We start from the raw sequence: 23,271 nt of genomic DNA on the forward strand, positions 1-23,271 counted from the left end.
ACTTGCCTAACAAGTACACGCGTTGCATGCGCAGAGCGTCAACGCAAGCCGACGATGGCGAACCACGAGGAAAAGGGCCGAGCCGCGGGTGCGACTCAGCCCTGATCATCCGCTGTGAGGCGGTTGAACCTAGACCTGCGGGGGCTGCTTGCGACCGAGGCGCCAGCGTTTTTTCGCGTCGTCTGCCGTGCCGTCGGACAGTGCTGCGTCGGACAGCGTTGCATCGGCGAGGGCCGCATTGATGCGGTCATCGACCTGGTCACCGAAGTGCTCGTCGAAGTTCTCCTCGAGGTGCTCGGTGACCTTCTCGCCGATGCGGCGCGAGAGCTCGTTCTTGCGGGCACGACGTTCGGCCCGCACGAGAACCTGGTGTTCGGCGTTGAGCGCCTTGTACGTGGCGATACACATGCCGATCATGACGATGCTCACGGGGATGGCAGTGAGGATCGCGCCGGTCTGCAGCGCGGCCAGGCCGCCGGCCAGCAGCAGCGCGATCGCGACGAGTCCGCCGAGGCTCGCCCACATGATGCGGCTCCACTTGGGCGGGTTGGTGTCGCCACCGGAGGCGAGCATGTCGATCACGAGCGAGCCGGAGTCGGCCGAGGTGATGAAGAAGATCGCCACCACCAGCACCGCGAGCACCGAAAGGATCGCGCCGAAGGGCAGGCTGCCGAGGAAGTTGAACAGCACGTTTTCGGGGATGATGCCGACCTCGGGGTCGAAGAGTCCGCCGCCGTCACCCTCCCAGGCCTGGCGGATGGCGCTGCCACCCATGACCGCAAACCACACGAAGGTGACCAGGGTCGGAACGAGCAGCACGCCGGCGATGAACTGGCGCACCGTACGGCCGCGGGAGATGCGCGCGATGAACACGCCCACGAACGGGGCCCAGGAGATCCACCAGCCCCAGTAGAAGACCGTCCAGGCACCCTGGAAGTCGAGTCCCGCATCGCCGGTGAACGCTCCGGTGTCAAAGGTGAGTCCGACGACGTTCTGGAAGTACCCGCCGATCGACTGCACGAGCAGGCGCAGCAGGTACATCGTGGGGCCGAGCAACAGCACGGCGACGAGCAACAGGCCGGCCATGCCGAGGTTGATGTTGGAGAGCCACTTGATGCCCTTGCCGACACCACTGACCACCGAGGCGGTTGCGATGATGGTGATGACGACGATGAGAATCACGAGCAGGGTGTTGGTGACCTCGCCGACAACGCCGAGGTAGCTGAGTCCGGCGGCGATCTGCTTGACGCCGAGGCCGAGGGAGGTGGCGACACCGAACAGCGTGCCGACGATCGCGATGACGTCGATCGCATCGCCCAGGCGACCCTTGACGCGGCGGGTGCCGAGCAGCGGCTCGAGGGCCCAGCGGATGGACACCGGCCGGCCCTTGCGGTGGATGGAGTAGGCGAGGGCCAGGCCGACGACGGCGTAGATGGCCCACGCGTGGAAGCCCCAGTGCAGGAACGTCTGCGACATTGCCGCGGATGCGAGATCGGCGGAGTCTCCCTCGACACCGGGCTTCGGGGTGACGAAGAAGGTCAGGGGCTCGGAGGCTCCCCAAAAGACGAGGCCGATGCCCATTCCGGCAGCGAAAAGCATGGCGAACCAGCTCATGATGCCGAACTCGGGTTCGTCGTCGTCTTTGCCGAGTTTGATGTCGCCGAAGCGACTCAGGCCCATCCAGATGGCGAAGACCACAAAGGCGGCGACGATCACGACGTAGTACGGGCCGAGGCCGGCAACGACCCAGCCCTGGAGCAGGGCCAGCACGCTGCCGGTGCGCACCGGGAAGGCGATGGCGACGATGACCACGGCGAGGATGATGCCGAGGGCCGGGTAGAAGACCCGCGGTGCGGGCACGGCGAACCGTTTACGGGGTGCGGGAGGGTCGGATTCGACCGCCGGCAACGCGTCGGGAAGAGCGCTCATAGTGGAGCTTTCTGGTAGAGCGGGAGCGCAACAGACCCGAATCGGCCAGCTAGATGGCTGCACGTCCAATGGGCAAAGGACTAGTGTACCCCAAGCTAGGGGCAATCACGGGCTCAGGCCTCTGGGACGTGCAACGATGAAGCCATGAACATCGACGGCACGGGTCATGAGAACGACGCCCAGATCCACATTCTGACCGAAGACGAGTGTTGGGAGGCGCTCCTCTCCAGCAGCCTGGGCCGCCTCGCGGTGAGCGTGGGCGGCAACCCCGAGATCTTCCCGGTCAACTTCATCGCGGTCGACCGTCGCTTGCTGTTCCGCACCTCCCCCGGCACCAAGCTGGTCGAACTGACGGTCAACAACCGGGTGGCCTTCGAGACCGATGGCGTGGGTCGTGACGAGGCCTGGAGCGTGGTGATCAAGGGCGTCGCGTCGATTCTCGAACGCCAGCTGGACATCGACACGGCCGACATGCTGCCGCTCCGCCCGCTCATCCCCACGGTGAAGCACATCTACGTCGAGATCAAGCCCACGGAGCTGACCGGCCGACGTTTCCACCTCGGTCCGGAGCCGCTGCACTCCTAGAAAGCGCTGCTACACATCGGCGGTCTGCAGGCGCAGGACATGCAGCAGGGCCGTCGCGTAGGCATCCACTGCGCTGGATGCGGTGAATTCGGTGCGCCTGCCGCTCAGGTCGAGCTCGACCCGGTACCCGACCGGAGTGACGCGTTTCAGGCCATGGAAGGCCTCACCCAACAGGGTGCGCAGCTGGTCTTCCCTCGGCAGCCAGAGCGCGTGTTCGACGGCGAGCGAGTCGAGAGCCCACTCGGTTGTACCGTTGAAGCCGAGAATCGTACCGGTGTCGAATTCGTGGGGCTCGATCGTCATGTCGCTGACGTGGAACACGTCGCTATCGAGGTCGGGGCGTTCGATGCGGAAGGCGTCACCGGAGACTGGGCGCCACGCCAGTCCGGCCGAACGCAGGGACCGGGCAATATCGGTGGTGATCATGGATCATTATCTGCGCGAGAGTACCGTGGTAGCCAGAGCCACTGCGGAATATCCGCGACAATTCAGGCGGATCGTCGAGTCGACCAGAAAGTTGGGTGAGCCACGCTCAATCTCACGGTGCACGTCAAACCCGGCAGCCGCAAGGGTCCGCTCGTCGTCAACGACGAAGACGCGGATGATTCGGTGACCGTTTTTCTGCAGCAGCGCGCCGTTGAGGGCGCCGCCAACGATGCCCTGGTCAAGATCCTCGCCCAGCATTTCGGTGTGGCCAAGAGGGACGTCGACATCGTTCGCGGGCACGCGTCGCGCATCAAACACGTGAGGATCGACCGCTGAGCGCGGCCGATCCTCACGTGTGGCGCGTGCCTGTCCGGGTGGTTAGCTGACGCCGCGCAGGTCGATGATGAAGACCAGGGTCTGGCCGGAGAGGCGGTGGCCCGAACCGGCGGGGCCGTAAGCCAGGTGCGGCGGCACGACGAGCTTGCGACGGCCGCCGACCTTCATGCCGGGAATGCCCTGCTGCCAACCGGCGATGAGGGACGTGAGCGGAAAGTTGATGGTCTGGCCGCGGCTCCAGGAGGAGTCGAATTCCTCACCGGACTCATACTCGACACCGAGGTAGTGCACGTCGACGGTCGCGCCGGCGAGGGCTTCGGCGCCGTCACCTTCGACAATGTCGACGATTTCCAGCTGTTCGGGCGCGGGGCCCTCCGGGAAGTCGATTTCGGGCTTGGCATTGAGATCTGTCATCCCCCTATCCAAGCGGATTTCGCGCGTTCGCGCAGCCGTGATCGCTCAGGGCGTGATCGTGTGTGTGGCGATGATGCGCTCGATGACGTCGAACATCGTGCCCGGATTGAGCAGGCCATGGGGGTCGAAGACCGCTTTGAGACGGCGCTGCAGGTCGATGTTCGTCTCGCCGAGCTCGTCACGGAGCCAGCGGCGTTTGAGCACGCCCACCCCGTGCTCCCCCGTCAGCGTGCCGCCGAGGCGCAGGGCCGCCCGGAACATCTCGTCGGCGGCGGCCCACACCTCCTCCGGGATCGTGGGGTCCGGTTCGGCCGCACCATCGGCATCCGTTTCGACGCGGTGCGAAACGATGAAGTTGGGGTGCAGGTTGCCGTCGCCGGCGTGCGCCACCGTCGGGATGGCGATTCCGGTGCGGGCCGAGATCTCCGCGATGACGTCGAACATCTCCGCCATCCGGGAGCGTGGAACGCAGATGTCTTCGATCAGCACGGTTCCGTGCGCGGCCAGGGCGGGGTGCATCGCCCGGCGAATGGCGAGCAGGCGATCGGCCGCCAGCGGGTCGGACTCCATCCGCGCGTCACCGCCGGCGGCGCGCAGCACCGCGAGAGCCTGCTCCGCCTCGGTCAGTGCCGCCGGACGATCCGTTTGCAGCAGCAGGAACGCGCCGCCCGTGGGCAGCCCGGCCGTTGCCTCCGCGCCGAGGTAGCGGCGAATGAAACCGAGGGCGACGGGGTCGAGCAGTTCCATGACTGCGGGACGCAGCCGGCCGGCGGTGATGAGAGCGGATGCCGCCGCACCGGCCGCGACAGAGGGAAAGATCGCGCCAATGGTCACGGTCTGCCCCGTCATGATCGGCCGAACCTTCACGACCGCCTCGACGATCACGCCGAGGGTACCCTCCGAGCCGGTCAACAGCGCCGTGAGATCGTAGCCGGTCACGCCCTTCACCGTTCGCCGGCCGGTGCGCAGCAGGCTGCCGTCGGCCAGAACGACGGTCAGCCCGAGCACGGCTTCGCGGGTGACCCCGTATTTCGCACAGAGCAGGCCGCCGGCGTTCGTGGCGATGTTGCCGCCGATCGTCGAGATCGCCTTGCTGGCCGGATCGGGTGCGAACCACAGGCCGTGCGCGGCGAGGGCATCGTTCAGGTGCTGGTTGATGACGCCCGGCTCAACGACGGCGAGTTCGTCGTCGGGGTTGATTTCGAGGATGCGGTCCATCGCCGCCAGGCCCAGCACGATCGACCCGTCGGTGCCGCAGGCGCCGCCGGCGAGGCCGGTGCCGGCACCGCGCGTGACGACCGGCACCCGGAATTCGGTGGCGATGCGCAGGGCCACCTGCACGTCGGCCACCGAGCGCGCAGTCACGACGGCAAGCGGCACGCCCGGCGCCTGCCATCCCGATTTGTCGAAGCGGGCCGCGGCGAGCGCGGCCGCATCGACCGTGACCGCGGCGCCCAGCTCGGCGTGCAGGCGGCGCAGGGCCTGGTCTGCGGAGGCTGGATGGGTATCGGCCGGTGACGATGCTGTCATGGCTTCCACACTACTGAGCGCGGCCCTGCCCGGCACCGGGCGGCTACACTCGGCACCGCACGGCCTCGTCCGGCACCGCACGGTGTCCGATTTCCGCTACCCGCGGGCGGCGGCCCGTGGCAGGCTGGGACGATGCCCCCCACCCGTTCGACCTCGTCCGACCCCGCCGCGGATCCCGACTTCGCCGAACGATACCGCGCGATGTCCTCGCGGGATACCCGTTTCGATGGGCAGTTCATCACCGGTGTGCATTCGACCGGCATCTACTGCCGGCCAAGCTGCCCGGCGACGACCCCGAAGGCCGCGAATGTCTCGTTCTATCTGACGAGCGCCGCCGCCCACGAGGCTGGGCTGCGCGCCTGCAAACGCTGTCTCCCCGATGCGGTTCCCGGGTCGCCGGCCTGGAACCTACGCGATGACCTCGCCGGCCGTGCGATGCGCCTCATCGGCGACGGTCTCGTCGAGCGCGATGGTGTCGCCGGGCTCGCCGCCCGCCTCGGCTACACGCCCCGCCACCTCACCCGGGTGCTCGTCGCCGAACTCGGCGCCGGCCCCCTCGCCCTCGCCCGCGCCAATCGCGCCCAGACCGCCAGGATGCTGCTGGTGAACACCGAACTGCCCATCACCGACGTGGCCTTCGCCGCCGGGTTTGGCAGCGTGCGCCAGTTCAACGACACCATCACGGCCGTCTACGAACGCACGCCGACGGCGTTGCGACAGGGCGTGCGGCATCCGCTGCCCGCAGGCGCCGGCGGCCTGCGGGCCGGCGGTGATGAGACCGGCGGCACCGACACCGGCGGCACCCGCCTGACGATTCAGCTGCCCGTCCGAGGCCCGTTCGACGGCCTCGGCCTGTTGCGCTTTCTCGCGGCACGAGCGCTGCCCGGCATCGAGACCATCGAGCACACGGCGACGGATGCCGCCGCCCCCGTGACCGGCTACGGCCGCACGCTGCGCCTGCCGCACGGCCCGGCAACCATCGACCTGACGCTTGTTCCCGTCGGCGGTGGCACGGCCACCGCCCCGGGCGTGACCTGCTCCGTCTGGGTCAGCAGCCTGGCCGACCTGGCTCCGCTGGTCAGCCGGGTGCGTCGCCTGCTCGATCTCGACGCCGATGCGCTTGCCATTGACCGGGCGCTCGCGCAGGACCCGCTGCTGGCCCCGTTCGTCGCCCGCACCCCGGGCATCCGGGTTCCGGGCAGCACCGACCCGGAGGAGACGCTGTTTCGAGCGCTGATCGGCCAGCAGGTGTCGGTCGCGGCCGCCCGCACCGCGCTCTCCCGGCTGTCGGCCGAGCTCGGCGAGGATCTCCCGGCCCCCGCGCACCGCGCCGGGTCCGGTGCCGGCCCCGGCCTGGTGCGCCTGTTTCCGACGGCGACGGCGATCGCCGACCACGGGCGCGCGGTGCTGCGTGGCCCCGCCGCGCGGGTGGCCACGATCCTGCAGACGGCCGAGGCCCTCCGAACCGGAGAACTCGAGCTTTCGCCCGGCGACACCCGCGAAGACCTGTCGAAAAAGCTGCAGGCCCGGGCCGGAATCGGGCCGTGGACCGCCGGCTATGTCGCGATGCGGGTGCTCGGCAGCCCGGACATTCTGCTCACGAGCGACCTGGCCCTGCGCCAGGGCGCCGGGCGTATCGGCCTGCCGATCACGCCCGCTGCGCTCGCCGCCCACGGTGCCGCCTGGGCGCCGTGGCGCAGTTACGCCGGCATGCACCTGTGGAACGCCTACAAGTAGTAGGCCTCGCAGCTGTCGGGTTTCCACAGGTAACCACGTCGGGGGCCGGATAGCCTAGGTAAGTGAAGTTTGCGCACCTGAAAGTCGAAGGCCAGTCCGCACCGAGGTTGGCGGTGACGATCGGGGACGCAGCACTGTTCCTCGACGACGTCATGCAGAACGCCCCTCGCGACCTGCAAGACCTGCTCGAAAAGGGCAGCCCCGAATACGAACGGGTGCAGACCAGCACCGCCGCCGCGATCAACCGCGGTGCCGCCCTGACGCCGATCGACGAGCTGCGCCACGCCTCGGCCGTGTTACGTCCGCCGCAGATCATTGCGATCGGCGCGAACTACGCCGCCCACTCCTCCGAGCTGAGCCTGCGCCTCGAAACGGCGGCCACCGTGTTCTCGCTCTGGCCGAACTCGCTCACCGGGCACGGGGCCACCACGACCTGGCCCGCCGACCGCACCGGGCAGGTCGACTACGAGGCCGAACTCGGCGTCATCATCGGCCGCCCGGCACACCGTGTGTCGGTGGCGGATGCCCTCGACTACGTCTTCGGCTACACCGTCGTGAACGACATCACCGCGCGCGACCTGCAGTTCTCCGAAGCGCAGTGGTCCCGCTGCAAGTCCTTCGACGGGTTCACCCCCACCGGACCGATCGTCGTCACCGCCGACGAGATCGGCGACCCGCAGAACCTGTGGCTGACCACGCACGTCGACGGACGCCTGCTGCAGGACGCATCGAGCGGTGACATGGTGCGTACCGTCGCCGAGATCATCTCCTACCTCTCCCAGACGGCGACGCTGCTGCCCGGCACGCTCATCTCGACCGGCAGCCCGGGAGGCGCCGGGTACAGCCGCAAGCCCCCGGTTTTTCTGCGTGAGGGTTCCACCGTCACGGTGGCGATCGACAAGATCGGCCTCCTCACCACCCACTGCCGCGAAATCTAGCCCGCCCTCACTTCGCACCCTCCGTTTCTTGAGTGAGCAGATTTCGCGAGTGAGCAGTTTATGCACTTCCCGCGCTCGGGAAGTGCATAAACCGCTCACTCGCGAGAGTGTCAGCGCGCTCAGTCGCGATCGTCGGGGGCGCGGAAGACCTCTTTCTCCATCGCGTCGTACCCTTCGGCCTGCGGGTCGCGGTGTGCGCCGCCCGAAAGCGCGTACTCCTCCTCCGGGGAGAGCACCAGTCGGGTGCGCCCGAACAGGGCGAACAGGCCGAGTCCGATCACGTAGACCACGGCGATCGCCACGATCGCGGGGCGGAAGATGTCGTTGAGCAGAAAACCGAGGAAGATCGCGGCCGCGATCACCCCCGCGACGATGGCGCCCCAGACGCCGGTCGGGCTGCGGTACGGGCGCGGGGCATCCGCTAGATTGCGACGCAGCAGCACGAACGACACCATCTGCAGCAGGTAGGCGAGCACCGCGCCCCACACCGCGATGTTGAGCACGATCGCGCCGCCCGAGCCGGCCGCCCCGCCGGTGAACTGCACGACGAGCAGGGCGACGAATCCGATGAGCGCCCCGACCAGCAGCGCGACCCACGGGGTCTGCCGGGCACCGGTCAACGAGAGAACCTTGGGGTAGTACCCGGCGCGACTGAGCGAGTACATGTTGCGGCCGTAGGCGAACATGATGCCCTGAAGCGACGCGAGCAGCCCGATCAGAGCGAAGGCGCTGAGCACCGCGGCGAGCCCCTCGGGCAACACGGCACGAAATCCGTCGAGCAACGGTTCACCGGAGGTGCCGAGCGCAGCCGAACCGGTGAGCCCCGGATTCAGCACGAGCACCACCGCGCCGCAGGCCACGAGGGTGACCATGCCGAGCACGCCGGCGCGCGGAATGTCTCGGCTCGGATCGTGGGCCTCTTCGGCCGCGAGCGGTAACTCTTCAATGCCGAGGAAGAACCACATCGCAAACGGCAGGGCGAACAGGATCGGCAGCACGCCGTGCGGCAGAAACTCGCTCTGGCCGGGGTCCGGTGGAATATCGTACAGGTTCGCGACGCTCCACTGCCCCGAGAATACGGCGATGACGGCGAAGATTGCCAAGATGCCGATGGAGAGGAACGACACGATGATCGCAAAGCGGAACGACACGGATGCCCCGGCGGTGTTGAGCAGAATGAAGATCGCATAGAGCACAATCCACCACACCCACTCCGGCAGCACAAAGTTGAACAGCACCTCGGTGATGCCGTTGGCATAGGAGGCCGAGAAGAACACGATCACGGCGGTCGTGGCCACGTATTCGATGGTTTCGGCGAGGCCGGTCACGAAACCGCCCCACGGTCCCATCGCCGCGCGGGCGAAGGAGTACGCGCCGCCGGTGTGCGGCATCGCGGCGGACATCTCACCAATCGAGAACAGCATGGTGAAGTACATCACCACCACGATCACGAAGGCGATGAGCATGCCGCCGAACCCGGCGGAGTCGAGGCCGAAGTTCCAGCCCGAGAAATCGCCGGAGATGACCGCGGCGATGCCGATGCCCCAGATGCCCCAGAAGCCGGCCGTGCGCTTCAGGCTGCGCTTGTCGAAGTAGCCTGCCTCGGCCGGCCGGTAGCTGACACCCGACACGCTGCGCCCGGGGCGCGGTGTTCGGGCGGATTCCTCGGACGCTGGTGTGGACATGGAGTTCCTCACTGAAAGTCGGCGAGCACGGGGGTAACGGCCAAACCTGTTCTGCCCTTTCCTGCCGCCGAGTGTACGACGATCAGCCCGTCGCCGCGCGAATTCCTGTGCTGTAATGGTCGCGTTCCCGCCGTGCACCCGACTGCATTCCGAGGAGAAAATCATGCTGGATCCGCGTTCCGTCCCGGCCTATCGTGGCGAGGCCACGACCCGGCCGGGCTACCTCGGCCTCGACGCCCTGACCGACCTGGTCGCCGCCGGCACGATCGACACCGTGATCGTCGCCTTCACCGACATGCAGGGCCGGCTGGTCGGAAAACGCGTCTCGGCGCGGTTGTTCCTCGAGGAAGTGCGCGAACACGGCGCCGAATGCTGCAATTACCTGCTCGCCGTCGACGTGGACATGAACACCGTCGACGGCTACGCGATGTCCAGTTGGTCGCGCGGCTACGGCGACATGGCGATGATCCCCGACCTCACGACGCTGCGCCTGGCTCCCTGGCTCCCGGGCACGGCCCTCGTCACCGCCGACCTGCAGTGGCAGGACGCCCGGCCCGTCGTTGCCAGCCCGCGGCAGATCCTGCAGAAGCAGCTGGCCCGGCTGCACAGTCGCGGCCTGACCGCCCTGGTCGGCACGGAGCTCGAGTTCCTCGTTTTCGACGACGACTACCGCACGGCCTGGCGTAAGGGCTACCGCGACCTCACTCCCGGCAGCGACTACAACGTGGACTACGCCCTGCTCGCGTCGACGCGGATGGAACCACTGTTGCGGGACATCCGCCTCGCCATGGACGGCGCGGGAATGTACTGCGAGGGGGTGAAGGGCGAGTGCAATCTCGGCCAGCAGGAGATCGCGTTCCGCTACGCGGATGCCCTCACCACCTGCGACAACCACTCAATCTATAAAAATGGGGCAAAAGAGATCGCCGCTGAACACGGCAAGAGCCTCACCTTCATGGCCAAGTTCAACGAGCGCGAGGGCAACAGCTGTCACATCCACATCAGCCTGCGCGACGAGGACGGTTCACCGATTTTCGCTCAGGCGGATGCCGAACACGGCATGTCAACGCTGTTCCGGCAGTTTGTGGCCGGCCAGCTCGCCGCCATGCGCGAGCTCACCCTGTTCTCAGCCCCCAACATCAACTCGTACAAACGCTATGTCGACGGCAGCTTCGCGCCGACGGCGATCGTGTGGGGCCTCGACAATCGAACCTGCGCCCTGCGCGTGGTGGGCCACGGGGCGAGCCTGCGCGTGGAAAACCGGGTGCCGGGCGGCGACGTGAACCAGTACCTCGCGGTCAGCGCCCTCATCGCGGCCGGCCTGTACGGCATCGAGAACGAACTCGAGCTGGAGCCGGCGTTCCCCGGCAACGCATATTCGAGCGCGGCCGACCGCGTGCCGTCTACGCTGCGGGCCGCCGTCGGAGCCTTCGCCACCTCGACGGTGGCCCGGGAAGCGTTTGGCGATGAGGTCGTCGAGCACTACCTGAACAATGCCCGGGTGGAGCTGGCCGCCTTCGATGCGGCCGTGACGGACTGGGAGCGGGTGCGCGGTTTTGAACGGCTCTGAGCGGCGCCTCACTGAGGACGACACGCCGCTGATCGGCGTGACGACCTACCGCGAAATCGCGAGCACCGGGGTCTGGACCGTGCCGGCCGCCTTTCTGCCCGCCAGCTACCTCGATTCGGTCACCCGCGCGGGCGGCGTGGCGGTGCTGCTGCCGCCTCAGCCGACCTCCCCCGCAATCGTCGCCCGGGTGCTCGAGGGCCTCGATGGCCTGGTCTGTACCGGCGGTCGGGACATCGACCCGGCCCGCTACGGCAAGGTGAGGCATCCGCAGACCGACAGCCCGCGGCACGACCGCGACGCCTGGGAGGCTGAGCTGCTCAGCCAGGCCATCGCGCGCGACCTGCCCTTCCTCGGCATCTGCCGCGGCGCCCAGCTGCTCAACGTCGTGTGCCGCGGCACCCTGCACCAGCACGTGCCCGACATCGTCGGCACCGAGAGCTACCGGACCGGCGACGGGGTCTACGGCAGCGTGTCGGTCGACGTCGCCCCGGGCTCCCGGCTGCACGCCCTGATCGGAACGGATGCCGCACTTCCCACACCGGCGCAGGTTGCCGTCTACCATCACCAGGCCATCGACGAGCTTGGCGCCGACCTCACCGTCACCGCCCGCGCCGCTGACGGAATCGTGCAGGCGATCGAGCTGGCCGGAGCGACGTTTGGGATCGCGGTGCAGTGGCATCCCGAGGAACAGGCGGACGACATCCGCCTGTTCGTGGGCCTCGTGACGGCGGCTGCGACGTACCGGGCCCGGAAAGAGACGAATCAGGCACCGAATCAGGCACCGCTGACAGGCAGGAGTACACCATGAGCCCCTCCGCGAGCGATCTCACCCAGCGGCTGCGTGGCCGCATCGCCGTGATCACCGGCGGTGCCGGCGGAATCGGGCTCGCGACCGCGCGCCGGTTCGCGGCCGAAGGCGCCACCGTGGTGATCGGCGACGTCGACGAGACGGCCGGGCTGCGCGCCGCCGACCAGGTCAACGGGTTGTTCGTAAAGGTCGACGTGACCAGTCAGGACGAGGTCGACGCCCTGTTCGACACCACCTACCTGCTCTACGGAGCGGTGGACGTGGCGTTCAACAATGCCGGCATCTCCCCCACCGACGACGCCTCGATCGAGTCGACGGAGCTGCCGGCCTGGCAACGCGTGCAGGACGTCAATCTCACCTCGGTGTACCTCTGCTCCCGGGCGGCGCTGCGCTACATGACCCGGCAGGGTCGCGGATCGATCATCAACACCGCGAGTTTCGTGGCCGTGATGGGGTCAGCCACGAGCCAGATCTCCTACACGGCATCCAAGGGTGGAGTGCTCGCCCTCAGTCGCGAGCTCGGTGTGCAGTTCGCGCGCCGGGGCATCCGGGTGAATGCCCTCTGCCCGGGACCGGTGAATACGCCGCTGCTGCAGGAGTTGTTCGCGAAGGACCCCCAGGCGGCCGCCCGCCGCCTGGTGCACGTGCCGATGGGCCGCTTCGCCGAGCCAGAGGAGGTCGCCGCCGCCGTCGCATTCCTCGCAAGCGATGACAGCTCCTTCATCACGGCCAGCACCTTCTTGGTCGACGGCGGCATCAGTTCCGCGTACACCACCCCGTTCTAGAACGTCGTCCCAGTCTCGCGAGTGAGCAATAAATGCACTTCCCGTGCCCGGGAAGTGCATTTATTGCTCACTCGCGAAGTGGAGGCTCAGGTTGGGCTGTGGAGAACCGTCGTCGAACCGCCGCGCGGGGGCACTGTGGGTGGCATGCCTCGACTCGTTCCGCTCCCCGACGACTTTCGTTCGCGACCGTTCTCGACGCGGGAAGCGCGTGCACGCGGGGTTTCCCTCGGGCGGCTGCGCAGCGCCGACCTGCTCAAGCCCTTTCCGGCCGTTCGAGAGGTTCGGACACCGACGCCCTCGATCGATACCGCCTGCGCGAGCTACGGCGAGCGGATGCCGCCAAGCCAATCGTTCAGCCACGCCACGGCCGCACGGTTGCACGGCCTGCCGCTGCCGCGGCGGGTGCAGGCCGCGGGCGTGATCGAGGTGAGTGTGGAGCTACCGGGCCAGTGTCCGCGGGTCGTGGGGGTTCGCGGGCATCGGGTCACGGCGGGCAGCGTCAGAACGGTGCTGGTGCGGGGGTTCCGGGTGGCCGCGCCGGTGGACACGTGGTGCCAGCTCGCATCCGTTCTTTCGCTCGACGAATTGATCGTCGTCGGTGACGCACTCGTCCGGCGCCAGAGCCCGCCCGCCACGCTGCCAGAATTGCGAGCAGCCGTCGCGGACTTCGCCGGGCATCGCGGGGCGAAAAAACTGCGCGAGGCCCTGATCTGGGTGCGCGCCGGGGTGGATTCACCTCGGGAGACCGAGCTGCGCCTGCTGCTCGTGCGCGCAGGGCTGCCCGAACCCGAAATCAACGGCATCATCCGCAACCGGCTCGGCGTCAAGATCGCGACCGGAGACATCGTGTACCGGCGCTACAAAGTACTCGTGGAATATGACGGCGGCCAGCACCGCACCGACGAGGAGCAATATCACTGGGACGTCGACCGTCTCGATGCGATCATGGCCGAGGGGTGGCGGGTGATCCGCATCAACAAGTCCCACCTGCGCACACGCAACCGCGCCGTGTTCAAGGTCGAGAAAGCGCTCACGTCGGCGGGCTGGGTTCATGGCCGCGAGTGAGCAATAAATGCACTTCCCGAGCCCGGGAAGTGCATTTATTGCTCACTCGCGAGAAACTAGCCCGCGAGGAGCAGTTCGATCGGGCCGCGCACGAAGAAGAACACGAAGCCGAGGGCGACGACCCAGAGCAGCGGGCTGACCTCGCGGGCCTTGCCCGAGAAGCTGCGCACGAGAACCCAGGCGATGAAGCCGGCGCCGATGCCGTTGGCGATCGAGTAGGTCAGCGGCATCACGATGATGGTCAGGAACACCGGCAGCACGATCGAGAACTCGCTGAAGTCGATGTGCCGAATCTGCGACACCATGAGCGCACCGACGATGACGAGCGCGGCGGCGGCGACCTCGAGCGGCACGATCATGGTCAGCGGCGTGAAGAACATCGCGGCGATGAACAGCAGGCCGGTCACGACGTTCGCGAATCCGGTGCGCGCTCCTTCACCGATGCCGGCGCCCGATTCGATGAAGACGGTGTTCGACGAAGCGGATGCCGCGCCACCGGCGACCGCGCCGATCCCCTCCACGATGAGGGCGCTCTTCAGGCGCGGGAAATGGCCGTTCTTGTTGGCCAGGCCAGCCTCGGTGGCCAGGCCCGTCATGGTGCCCATGGCGTCGAAGAAGTTGGTGAAGACGAGCGTGAAGACGAGCATCACGCCGGCGAGCAGGCCGATGCGGTCGAAGGCGCCGAAGCTGACCTGGCCGAGCAGGCTGAGGTCGGGCACCGCGACGATCGACGACGGCAGCACGGGGGCGTTGAGGTTCCAGCCGGCCGGGTTGGTGCCGAGCGAGGGGCCGACCTTGAAGATGGCCTCGAGGATCACGGCGATGACGGTCGTGGTGACGATGCCGATCAAGAGCGCGGCCTTGACCTTACGGGCCAGCAGCACGCCGGTGATGATCAGGCCGAGCACGAAGACGGCCGTCGGCAGGGTCGCGACCGAGCCGGCATCGCCAAGCTGCACGGGCGGCGAGGCCGCGCCGCTGGCCCGCACGAATCCGGAGTCGACGAGGCCGATGAAGGCGATGAACAGGCCGATGCCGACGGTGATGGCAATTTTCAGTTGATGCGGGATGGCGTTGAAGATGAGTTCCCGCATGCCGGTCGAGGCCAGCAGCACGATGATGAGGCCGTTGATGACGACGAGTCCCATGGCCTCCGACCAGGTGACCTGGCCGACGACACTCACCGCGAGGAACGAGTTGATGCCGAGGCCGGCGGCGAACCCGAACGGAAGCCGGGCGATGACGCCGAACAGGATCGTCATGACCCCGGCGGTCAGGGCGGTCACCGCAGCAACCTGCGCGTTGGGCAGCCAGTTGCCGTTCACGTCGAGGGCAGCCTGGTCGGCGCTGAAACCGCCGAGGATCAGCGGGTTGAGAATGACGATGTACGCCATCGTGACGAAGGTGACGACGCCGCCGCGGGTTTCCCGGGCCCAGGTCGAGCCCCGACGGGTGATCTCGAAGTAGCGATCGACGCGGGCACGCAGGCCGGTGCGAGTGTCGGGCGCGGCATCCGCTGCAGCGGCGGTGGCATCCGGAGCGTCGGCGGGCAGACCGGTGGTGCTGGTGTTCTCAGAGCGTGAAATGGTGTTCTCCCGTGCCGGTTTCGGCGTGACCGGGTCGAACACGTCGCAGACAGATAAGTTTACGCCGTCCGGCCCCATTCGGGGAACGCATGGCCGGTGTTCGGCAGGCGTTCGAGGTGCTGTCGAGAATCGTTCAGACGTGCGGCACGAAAGCTCCCCACGCGAGGCGCCGCTCGGCCAGCGGGTCGGCCTCGATGCGGTCGACGGCATCGATGATGAGCGTCTCCCGGGAGGCCTCGTCGTAGCGCGGCCAGTCGGCATCCGGCACCCCGGTCGCGGCGAAGTTCAGCCACCAGTACTGCATGCGGGCACCGATCTGCTGGAACGTGCGACGCCCGCCGAGCGAGGTCATCGCCCGCCCGAACCAGCCGTCAAGCCGGTCGAACAGGGGAAACAGCTCGAGGCCGTGGGTGGCATCGAGGCCCATCCGCCGCACCAGCCGCGGAGCCGCGTCGAAGCGGTAGAAGAACACCGGAGCGTAGCGCGAGTGCCGCTCCCCCACCTTCACGCTCGGGTACCAGAACGAGTAGTCGCCGCCGAAATCGAGCGCCGGCCGCAGCGCCGGAATGCCGGGGTACTGCGCTTTCAGCGCCTTGCGGGCCTTCTTCTTGGTCTTCTTGAAAATGGCGCGGATGCGAGGGGGCGTCGTCGCGAGGATGTCGATGCGCCCGCTGAACAGCGAGCCCTCACGGGCATTGGTGCCGATAATCAGGGGCACCCGGTGGGCGCGACCGTCACGGAAGGCGTCAAGGGGGCGCTCGGGGAGAAAAACACCGTCGATGACCGGGCAGAGCGGAATCGTGCCCGGGTAGCGGTCGGGGCTCTGCACCGTGAACCGGGTCGTCAGTTCGGCCAGCCGGGCCGGAGTGGCCCCGAGCAGCAGGGCGGCGGCGGCCGCGGGTTCCCAGTCCCCGTCTTCGCCATCGGCGGCGAGGCTGTCGACGAATTCGCCGGCCCAGACGGCGGTGAGCGCCGGCGGGTAGACCGCGTTCGGCGGGGCGCTCTGCGCGATCGCGCGCTGGAAGAGCCCGGCCGCCGCCGGCACCGTCATGAGGGTCGTCACCGCGTTGCCGCCGGCTGATTCGCCGAACACCGTGACCTGGTTCGGGTCGCCGCCGAATGCGGCAATGTTGCCCTGCACCCACTGCAGCGCCGCGACCTGGTCGCGCACTCCGAGGTTGCTCTCGAACGGCCGTTCCGGCGTGGAATACCGGCTGAAATCGAGGTAGCCGAGCGCCCCCAGCCGATAGTTGAAGCTGACATAGAGGATGCCGCCGCGCCGCACGAGGCCCTCGCCCTGCCTGGGGACTTCCCGCGACGAGCCGACGCTGTATGCGCCGCCGTGGATGAAGACCATGACCGGCCGCAGGGCCCTGCTGGGGGCATCCGGTGCCAGCACGTTGAGGTTCAGGCAGTCTTCGCCCTGCGGGATGCGCGGGTGAGCGCCGATGAACTGCCCCTTGTGGCTCTGCGGGGCGACCGGCCCCCAGTCGCTGGCGTCGCGCACGCCGGGCCACGCCGCGGGCGGCTCCGGCGCCCGAAAGCGCAAGCGGCCGATCGGCGCCGCCGCATAGGGGATACCGCGCCAGGCCCGCACGCCGCGCTCACGGATGCCGCGGACCACCCCGGTTGCCACGGTCACGTCGAGCGGTTCCATGGTGCCCGTGCGGGCGAGTCGGCTCATGCTTCGATCCTATTTGTTCCGGGGATCGCGAAATTGTAACTACGATCGACAAGGATTGCACGAGCACGACGGTGCATGAACCGGCATTGCATCGACAGCGCAGCAAGCGGAACGAGACACCATGGCACGACCCATCCTCCCCTGGACCCTGCACGGCGACGGCAAGACCGTCGGTGAAGATGAGGTCGTCGCCCCCGGCGAACGCCTCAATTGGCCCCTGACCATTGGCATCGGCGCCCAGCACGTCGTCGCCATGTTCGGCGCCACGTTCCTCGTGCCGCTGCTCACCGACTTTCCGCCGAGCACGACGCTGCTGTTCTCCGGCATCGGCACGCTATTGTTCCTCATCATCACCGGCAACCGCCTGCCCAGCTACCTGGGGTCGTCGTTCGCGTTCATCGCCCCGATCACCGCGGCGACGGCATCCGCCGGCATGGGCAGCGCGCTGTTCGGCATTCTGGCCGTGGGCGTGCTGCTCGCCCTCGTCGGCGTGATCGTTCAGCTCACCGGCACCGGGTGGATCGACGCGCTGATGCCGCCGATCGTGTCGGGTGCGATCGTCGCCCTGATCGGCTTCAACCTGGCGCCGGTCGCCAAGGCGAACTTCGACCGCGCGCCCGTCACCGCGCTGATCACCCTGGTCGCGGTCATTCTCTGCACCGTTCTGTTCCGCGGCATTCTCGGCCGGCTGTCGATCTTCCTCGGCGTCATCGTGGGCTACGTGGCCGCGGTCGCGTTCGGCGAGGTCGACTTCAGCAAGGTCACCGATGCGCCGTGGGTCGGCCTGCCGCCGTTCATGCTGCCGACGAACCCACTCACGGACCCCGCCGTCTTCGGCGTGCTGCCGGCCTTCCTGCCTGTCGTGCTCGTATTGATCGCCGAGAACGTCGGCCACATTCGCGGCGTGGCCCAGATGACGGATGCGAAAGTGAACCGGGTCACCGGGCGAGCCCTGCTCGCCGACGGCCTGGCCACCATGCTCGCCGGCTTCAGTGGCGGCAGCGGCACCACCACCTACGGTGAGAACATCGGCGTGATGGCCGCGACCCGCATCTACTCGACGGCCGCCTACTGGGTCGCCGGCATCGTCGCGGTGCTGCTCGGCCTCTCCCCCAAGGTCGGCGCGGTCATCAACACCATTCCGGCCGGCGTGCTCGGCGGCGTGACGACGGCGCTCTACGGACTGATCGGCGTCATCGGCGTGAAGATCTGGCTCGACAACAGGGTCGACTTCACCAAGCCGGTCAACCAGTTCACCGCCGCGACCGCGTTGATCATCGGCATCGCCGACTTCACGCTGAATGCGGGCACGCTCAGCTTCAACGGCATCGCGCTCGGCACCGTCGCAGCCATCTCGATCTACCACCTGATGACGCTCATCACCCGGCTGCGCGCCCCGCGCCCGGGAGCGACCATCGAGCCGCCGGTCGGCACGACCGAGCCGGACCGCGCCGCGGTCTAGCCGCCCGCAACGGCAGAGACTACAGTCAAGAAATGGTCCAGAAAAACGGTTCTACCCCCGCCGGGGTGCGCCTTCGCAACAACGTGCACGTGTCGGGCAACCCCAGCGGGCGGCCGCTGATCTTCGCTCACGGCTTCGGCTGCAGCCAGGAAATGTGGCGTGACGTGGTGCCCGCCTTCGCCGCGGATTACTGCATCGTGCTGTTCGATCATGTCGGCGCCGGTGACTCCGATCTGTCCTCCTACGACTACGGCAAGTACGATTCGCTGCACGGCTACGCCGACGACGTTCTCGAGGTGATGGCGGAACTCGACCTGCACGACGCCGTCTACGTCGGGCACTCCGTGAGCTCCATGATCGGGGTTTTGGCCGCGACCCGCGACCCCGCACGGTTCGGCGCCCTCGCCCTGGTCTGCCCCTCCCCGCGCTATACCAATGTCGACGATTACGTCGGAGGGTTCGAGCAATCCGAAATCGACGGGCTGCTCGACGCCCTCGACTCGAACTACCTCGGCTGGTCGGCCACCATGGCGCCGGTCATGATGGGCAATGCCGACCGCCCCGAGCTCGGCCAGGAACTCACGACGAGCTTCTGCAAGACCGATCCGGACATCGCCAGCCACTTCGCGCACGTCACCTTCCTCTCCGACAATCGAAACGACCTGGGTCGGGTGAGCACTCCGACCCTGATCCTGCAGTCCGAGCACGACGTCATCGCGCCGCTTCCGGTGGGCGAGTACGTGCACGGGATGATCTCCGGCAGCACGTTCGTGGTACTGCCGATCTCGGGTCACTGCCCCAATCTGTCGGCGCCAGGCCTGCTCGCCACGGAAATTCGGGCCTTTCTCGCGTGACCGAGCACCGTTCGGCCGAGTCGCGGGCATCCCACGACGAGTGGTCAGACACACCGGAACAGCGCTACGCCGATGCGCCGTGCGGGTTGCTCACCACGACCCCGGACGGCATCCTGACCGAGGTCAATGACACTTTTCTGCGCTGGACCGGGTATTCCCGCACGAGCGTCATCGGGACCCCGTTCGAACAGCTGCTGACCGTAGGCAGTCACGTGTTCTACGAGACACGCTACCTGCCCGTGCTGCGGCTTGCCGGGGAGGTGCGGGAGCTCTCCCTGACCCTGCGCTGCGCCGGCGGCGGCACCCTGCCCGTGCTCGTGAACGCGACGACACACCTCGGCCCGGATGGTCGTCCCCGCCTGGTACGCACGGCCATCTTCGATTCCACCCAGCGGCATTCTCTGGAGCGCGAACTGCTGGTCGCCCGCCGGGTGGCGGAAGCCTCCGAAGCGCGCGTGCGGGTGCTGCAGGACGCCGGAGCAGCCTTCGGCGCCTGCGACTCGGAAGAAAGCGTGGCCGCGGCACTCGTGGACTGCGCACGCCAGGCCTTTCGCGCGACAGCGGCCGCAGTGGTGCTGATCGAGGAGTCCGGGGACATGCGGCTCGCCGCCGGGGACCATCCGCTCCTCGAAGCCCTCGCGGGCACCGTTGTGCGGCGCCCCGAAGCCGATGCGCTGAGCAATGGTCGAGCCGTCACGATCACGAGCCTCCAGGATGCCACCAGCCGGTTTCCCGACGTCGCCGATGCCTTGCGGGCGACGCGGTTGGAGGCCCTGTCCGTCATTCCGCTGATCGGCGGTGAACGGTCGGTCGGCCTGCTGCTCTGCTTCTATGGGCGTCAGCGCGGCTTCGACGACGACGTTCTCGCATTGCAGGCCGCGCTCGCCCTTCAGGCCGTGCAGGTCTTCGAACGGGTGCGGCTGCACGCCGAGCTCGAGAATCTCGCGCTCTATGACCCGCTCACGGGCCTCGCCAACCGCAAGCTGCTGCAGCACACGCTCGGCGCTGCGCTCGTCTCTGCCGAGCGCAAACACACCCCGATGGCGGTGGTTTTTCTCGACCTCGACGGCTTCAAGGCGGTCAACGACGGCCTGGGCCATCTGGCGGGTGACGCGGTGCTCGAACAGGTCGCCGACCGGCTGCGGGCCGTCGTGCGCGGCAGTGATACGGTCGCCCGGTTCGGCGGGGATGAGTTCGTGGTGGTCTGCGAAGACATCAATGAGCGCGACGCTCGTCAGCTGGCCGATCGCATCCGCCTGGCCGTTCGACGGCCGCTGCCGGGAGTTGCCGGCTCTTTCGCCGTGACAGCGAGCGTCGGCATCGCCCTGCACCGACCGGCCGCTGGCGCGGCAACGACCGTGGCCGATCTGCTTCAGGCGGCCGACTCGTCGATGTACGTGTCGAAGAGCGCCGGCAAGGACGGCATCACGGTCGTGACCGTCTGACCGGTGGCCTGCTGCCTGAGGCCCGCTCAACCGCGGGAGGACACCGAGGCCAGGTCGGCGGCGAAGGTGAACGTCTCCGTCACGGGCGTGCCGGCGAGCACGCCGGGCAGCCAGTGCCGGGCGTCGTCCCACATCTCATCGACCGGCAGCGTCGCCACGTCGAACCAGACCGGGTTGAGCTCGTCCGACTCCCGCGGCGTGCCGCTCCACTCGGTCACCGTGAAGACGTTCGACACCTGGCTCCACGCGGTTCGGTGCGGAAACAGGTAGGTCAGCACGCCCATCGGCACGAGAGCGGATGCCGCCACCACGAGCCCGGATTCCTCCTCGATTTCGCGCACCGCGGCATCCGTCGCCGTCTCGCCGGGTTCGAGCTTGCCGCCGAGGCCCACGATATTTCCCAGGCCGAGGCCTTTCTTCTTGCGGCCGAGGAGCACCTGTCGGTCGCCGGCCGGGGAGGTTCTCATGAGGTAGCAGACGCACACCTGGGGCAGCGCCGGGGAATCAGTCATGCCGAAAGCGTATCCCCCGAGCGGATCCCCCAGCGGATCCCCCAGCGGATCCCCCAGCGGATCCCCCAGCGGCGCAGCCTAAGCTGAGCCCATGGACTTTGTACCGAACACCGGAACCATCACCATGTTCACGACGAACTGGTGCGGCTATTGCAAGCGCCTGAAGGTGCAGCTCGACAAGGCCGGGATCGGCTACACCGAGGTGAACATCGAAGAGGTCGACGGCACGGCAGAGCTCGTGATGAGCCTGAACGACGGCAATCAGACCGTGCCCACGATTCTGTACCCCGACGGTTCCGCCGCAACGAACCCGTCGATCGCGCAGGTGCAGGCCAAACTGGCCTGACCGGGCTGAACGGCCTGCACCATTCGACGGAGTTCGGCTCGAAAAGCACTCTTCTCGGGCTGGCCTGACTGTGTTCTCGCGGTCACTCTCCGTCGAGAGGTGCGGGCCTGCCCGCGGGCAGCGGCGCGGTCGACGGATGTCGCGGCATCCGTCGTCGAATGCGGCGTGCCCGCCCAGCCGAACGCGGTACGGCGCCAGGCAGCGGCGCAACCACTGCGCAGCGGGTTATCTATGACGCGGCGCAACCACCGCGCAGCAGCGCAACTACCGCGCACCGGCCGACATACGACGCGGCGCCGGTGCGGGGCACCGGCGCAAGTACCGCGCAGCTGAGGCCTTTTCTTGCCTGCGGAGGGCGACGAGGGAGGTGCGCGGTAGGTGCGCCGCTACGCCGTTGGCACGCCTACCGCGCTGCGGCGCAGGTACCGCGCAGCGAATCTGAGCCACCGGAGCGGGCTGACCCGCGGCGGGCCGGAACGAAGCAGCGCGCTGGCCGCCCGAGCTCGATCAGCCGAACAGCACCGCGGCCTCGTCGTAGCGGGCCGGGGAGACCTTCTTGAGGCCGATCGTCGCGGCGGCGATGCTGACCACGTCGATCTCGGTGCCGCGCAGCGACACCATCGAGCCCCACTGTGAGTTCTGCACCGCGTCGATCGCGGCCATGCCGAGCCGGGTCGCGAGCACGCGGTCGTACGCCGACGGTGCACCGCCGCGCTGGGTGTGACCGAGCACGGTGGCACGGCTCTCGATGCCGGTGCGCTCCTCGATCATCGGCGCGATGAGTTCGCTGATGCCGCCGAGGCGGGGGCGGTCGAAGGCGTCGAGGCCCTTGTGCGAGTGGGCCTCCTCCATGCCGGCGAGCAGGAAGCCCTCGGAGACCACGATGACCGGGGCACGGCCGCGGTCGCGCACGTGCTCGACCCACTCGCAGATCTGCTCGATCGTCTTGGGCTGCTCGGGAATGAGAATGGCATGGGCTCCGCCGGCCATGCCGGAGTGCAGGGCGATCCAGCCGACGTGGCGGCCCATGACCTCGACGATCATGCAGCGGCCGTGTGACTCTGCGGTCGTGCGCAGCCGGTCGATGGCCTCGGTGGCGATCTCGACGGCGGTGTTGAAGCCGAAGGAGTAGTCGGTGGCCTCGAGGTCGTTGTCGATCGTCTTCGGCACGCCGATGATCTTGAGGCCGGCCTCGGTGAGGCGGTGCGCCGCGGTGAGGGTGCCCTCGCCGCCGATCGCGATGACGGCGTCGATGCCCTGGGCGTCGAGCGTGCGCTGGATGTTCTCCGGCCCGCCGTTCTCGCCCTCGAAGGGGTTGGTGCGGGAGCTGCCGAGGATGGTGCCGCCCTGACGGGAGAGGCCGCGCACGCTGTGCCGGTCGAGTTTCATGAAGTCGCCCTGCACGAGTCCGCGCCAGCCGTTGCGGATGCCGACGAACTCGGCATCGTGCGCGCGCACTCCCTTGAGCACGGCGCCGCGAATGACGGCGTTGAGCCCGGGGCAGTCGCCGCCGCTGGTGAGGATACCGATCTTCATGTGTGGCCGATCTTGTCAACAGCGGCAAACTGCCGCCC

21 protein-coding genes are annotated in these 23,271 nt (G+C 68.0%); 12 read left to right on the forward strand and 9 right to left on the reverse strand.

From position 1 onward, the window contains the following. Nucleotides 1-129: 129 nt before the first annotated feature. Nucleotides 130-1,929 carry a BCCT family transporter gene (locus D6T64_RS15100; protein WP_119975508.1) on the reverse strand — a complete coding sequence of 600 codons (1,800 nt, stop codon included), beginning with the start codon at nt 1,927-1,929 and terminating at the stop codon, nt 130-132. Between the two features lie 144 nt (nt 1,930-2,073). Here D6T64_RS15100 and D6T64_RS15105 point away from each other — a divergent pair, with 144 nt between their 5' ends. Next, nucleotides 2,074-2,514, forward strand: coding sequence for a pyridoxamine 5'-phosphate oxidase family protein (locus D6T64_RS15105; RefSeq protein WP_119975509.1), 441 nt, complete (start codon nt 2,074-2,076; stop codon nt 2,512-2,514). Nucleotides 2,515-2,523: 9 nt separating this feature from the next. On the opposite strand, the gene D6T64_RS15110 is transcribed toward D6T64_RS15105, so the two are convergent. After that, nucleotides 2,524-2,940, reverse strand: a complete 417-nt coding sequence (locus tag D6T64_RS15110; RefSeq protein WP_119975510.1) for a hypothetical protein — start codon at nt 2,938-2,940, stop codon at nt 2,524-2,526. Nucleotides 2,941-3,057: 117 nt separating this feature from the next. On the opposite strand from D6T64_RS15110, the gene D6T64_RS15115 reads away from it, so the two are divergent. Next, nucleotides 3,058-3,276: a DUF167 domain-containing protein gene (locus D6T64_RS15115; protein WP_119975511.1), complete on the forward strand. Its 219-nt coding sequence runs from the start codon at nt 3,058-3,060 to the stop codon at nt 3,274-3,276. A gap of 42 nt (nt 3,277-3,318) precedes the next feature. Here the strand turns inward: D6T64_RS15115 and D6T64_RS15120 are convergent, their stop codons facing one another. Beyond that, on the reverse strand, nt 3,319-3,690 hold the full coding sequence (locus D6T64_RS15120) for an FKBP-type peptidyl-prolyl cis-trans isomerase (RefSeq protein WP_119975512.1): 372 nt from the start codon (nt 3,688-3,690) through the stop codon (nt 3,319-3,321). Between the two features lie 45 nt (nt 3,691-3,735). Next, a complete protein-coding gene (locus D6T64_RS15125; RefSeq protein ID WP_119975513.1) occupies nt 3,736-5,220 on the reverse strand; it encodes an FAD-binding oxidoreductase in 1,485 nt (494 codons plus the stop codon). Between the two features lie 132 nt (nt 5,221-5,352). Between D6T64_RS15125 and D6T64_RS15130 the strand changes: the two genes are divergently transcribed. Both D6T64_RS15130 and D6T64_RS15135 read left to right on the forward strand, forming a co-directional pair. Further along, nucleotides 5,353-6,957, forward strand: a complete 1,605-nt coding sequence (locus D6T64_RS15130; RefSeq protein WP_119975514.1) for a DNA-3-methyladenine glycosylase 2 family protein — start codon at nt 5,353-5,355, stop codon at nt 6,955-6,957. Nucleotides 6,958-7,019: 62 nt separating this feature from the next. After that, a complete protein-coding gene (locus tag D6T64_RS15135; RefSeq protein WP_233551218.1) occupies nt 7,020-7,895 on the forward strand; it encodes a fumarylacetoacetate hydrolase family protein in 876 nt (291 codons plus the stop codon). 119 nt (nt 7,896-8,014) lie between these two features. Here D6T64_RS15135 and D6T64_RS15140 read toward each other — a convergent pair whose 3' ends face one another. After that, nucleotides 8,015-9,580, reverse strand: coding sequence for an amino acid permease (locus tag D6T64_RS15140; protein ID WP_119975515.1), 1,566 nt, complete (start codon nt 9,578-9,580; stop codon nt 8,015-8,017). 163 nt (nt 9,581-9,743) lie between these two features. Between D6T64_RS15140 and D6T64_RS15145 the strand changes: the two genes are divergently transcribed. The 4 genes from D6T64_RS15145 (at nt 9,744) to D6T64_RS15160 (ending at nt 13,808) form a co-directional block, all read left to right on the forward strand. Then, on the forward strand, nt 9,744-11,150 hold the full coding sequence (locus D6T64_RS15145) for a glutamine synthetase family protein (protein ID WP_119975559.1): 1,407 nt from the start codon (nt 9,744-9,746) through the stop codon (nt 11,148-11,150). After that, on the forward strand, nt 11,137-11,958 hold the full coding sequence (locus tag D6T64_RS15150) for a gamma-glutamyl-gamma-aminobutyrate hydrolase family protein (protein ID WP_199719180.1): 822 nt from the start codon (nt 11,137-11,139) through the stop codon (nt 11,956-11,958). The genes D6T64_RS15145 and D6T64_RS15150 overlap by 14 nt, the downstream gene beginning before the upstream one ends. Next, on the forward strand, nt 11,955-12,743 hold the full coding sequence (locus D6T64_RS15155) for a 3-oxoacyl-ACP reductase (protein ID WP_119975516.1): 789 nt from the start codon (nt 11,955-11,957) through the stop codon (nt 12,741-12,743). The genes D6T64_RS15150 and D6T64_RS15155 overlap by 4 nt, the downstream gene beginning before the upstream one ends. A 144-nt stretch (nt 12,744-12,887) precedes the next feature. Continuing rightward, entirely contained in the window at nt 12,888-13,808 is a 921-nt protein-coding gene (locus D6T64_RS15160) for a DUF559 domain-containing protein (protein WP_119975517.1), read from the forward strand. Between the two features lie 56 nt (nt 13,809-13,864). Here the strand turns inward: D6T64_RS15160 and D6T64_RS15165 are convergent, their stop codons facing one another. After that, nucleotides 13,865-15,202, reverse strand: a complete 1,338-nt coding sequence (locus D6T64_RS15165; protein ID WP_233551224.1) for an NCS2 family permease — start codon at nt 15,200-15,202, stop codon at nt 13,865-13,867. A gap of 325 nt (nt 15,203-15,527) precedes the next feature. Next, nucleotides 15,528-17,078 (reverse strand): carboxylesterase/lipase family protein, encoded by a 1,551-nt coding sequence (locus tag D6T64_RS15170; protein WP_199719181.1) that lies wholly within the window; start codon nt 17,076-17,078, stop codon nt 15,528-15,530. Between the two features lie 121 nt (nt 17,079-17,199). On the opposite strand from D6T64_RS15170, the gene D6T64_RS15175 reads away from it, so the two are divergent. From D6T64_RS15175 to D6T64_RS15185, 3 genes are read left to right on the forward strand one after another with little or no spacing between them, the layout of a single operon-like run. Beyond that, the gene (locus tag D6T64_RS15175) at nt 17,200-18,540 is read left to right on the forward strand and encodes a uracil-xanthine permease family protein (protein ID WP_119975519.1); all 1,341 of its coding nucleotides are present in this window, start codon (nt 17,200-17,202) and stop codon (nt 18,538-18,540) included. Between the two features lie 32 nt (nt 18,541-18,572). Then, the gene (locus tag D6T64_RS15180) at nt 18,573-19,394 is read left to right on the forward strand and encodes an alpha/beta fold hydrolase (RefSeq protein WP_119975520.1); all 822 of its coding nucleotides are present in this window, start codon (nt 18,573-18,575) and stop codon (nt 19,392-19,394) included. Beyond that, a complete protein-coding gene (locus D6T64_RS15185) occupies nt 19,391-20,839 on the forward strand; it encodes a diguanylate cyclase domain-containing protein (RefSeq protein WP_119975521.1) in 1,449 nt (482 codons plus the stop codon). Before D6T64_RS15180 ends, D6T64_RS15185 begins: the two co-directional genes overlap by 4 nt. Nucleotides 20,840-20,865: 26 nt before the next feature. Here D6T64_RS15185 and D6T64_RS15190 read toward each other — a convergent pair whose 3' ends face one another. Continuing rightward, nucleotides 20,866-21,351, reverse strand: coding sequence for an 8-oxo-dGTP diphosphatase (locus D6T64_RS15190; protein WP_119975522.1), 486 nt, complete (start codon nt 21,349-21,351; stop codon nt 20,866-20,868). A 91-nt stretch (nt 21,352-21,442) separates the two neighbouring features. Here D6T64_RS15190 and D6T64_RS15195 point away from each other — a divergent pair, with 91 nt between their 5' ends. Further along, the gene (locus D6T64_RS15195; RefSeq protein WP_119975523.1) at nt 21,443-21,697 is read left to right on the forward strand and encodes a mycoredoxin; all 255 of its coding nucleotides are present in this window, start codon (nt 21,443-21,445) and stop codon (nt 21,695-21,697) included. Between the two features lie 507 nt (nt 21,698-22,204). Here D6T64_RS15195 and D6T64_RS15200 read toward each other — a convergent pair. After that, nucleotides 22,205-23,233, reverse strand: coding sequence for a 6-phosphofructokinase (locus D6T64_RS15200; RefSeq protein ID WP_119975524.1), 1,029 nt, complete (start codon nt 23,231-23,233; stop codon nt 22,205-22,207). Nucleotides 23,234-23,271: the final 38 nt, after the last annotated feature.

This window comes from Cryobacterium melibiosiphilum (genome assembly GCF_003602235.1).
Taxonomy (GTDB): domain Bacteria; phylum Actinomycetota; class Actinomycetes; order Actinomycetales; family Microbacteriaceae; genus Cryobacterium; species Cryobacterium melibiosiphilum.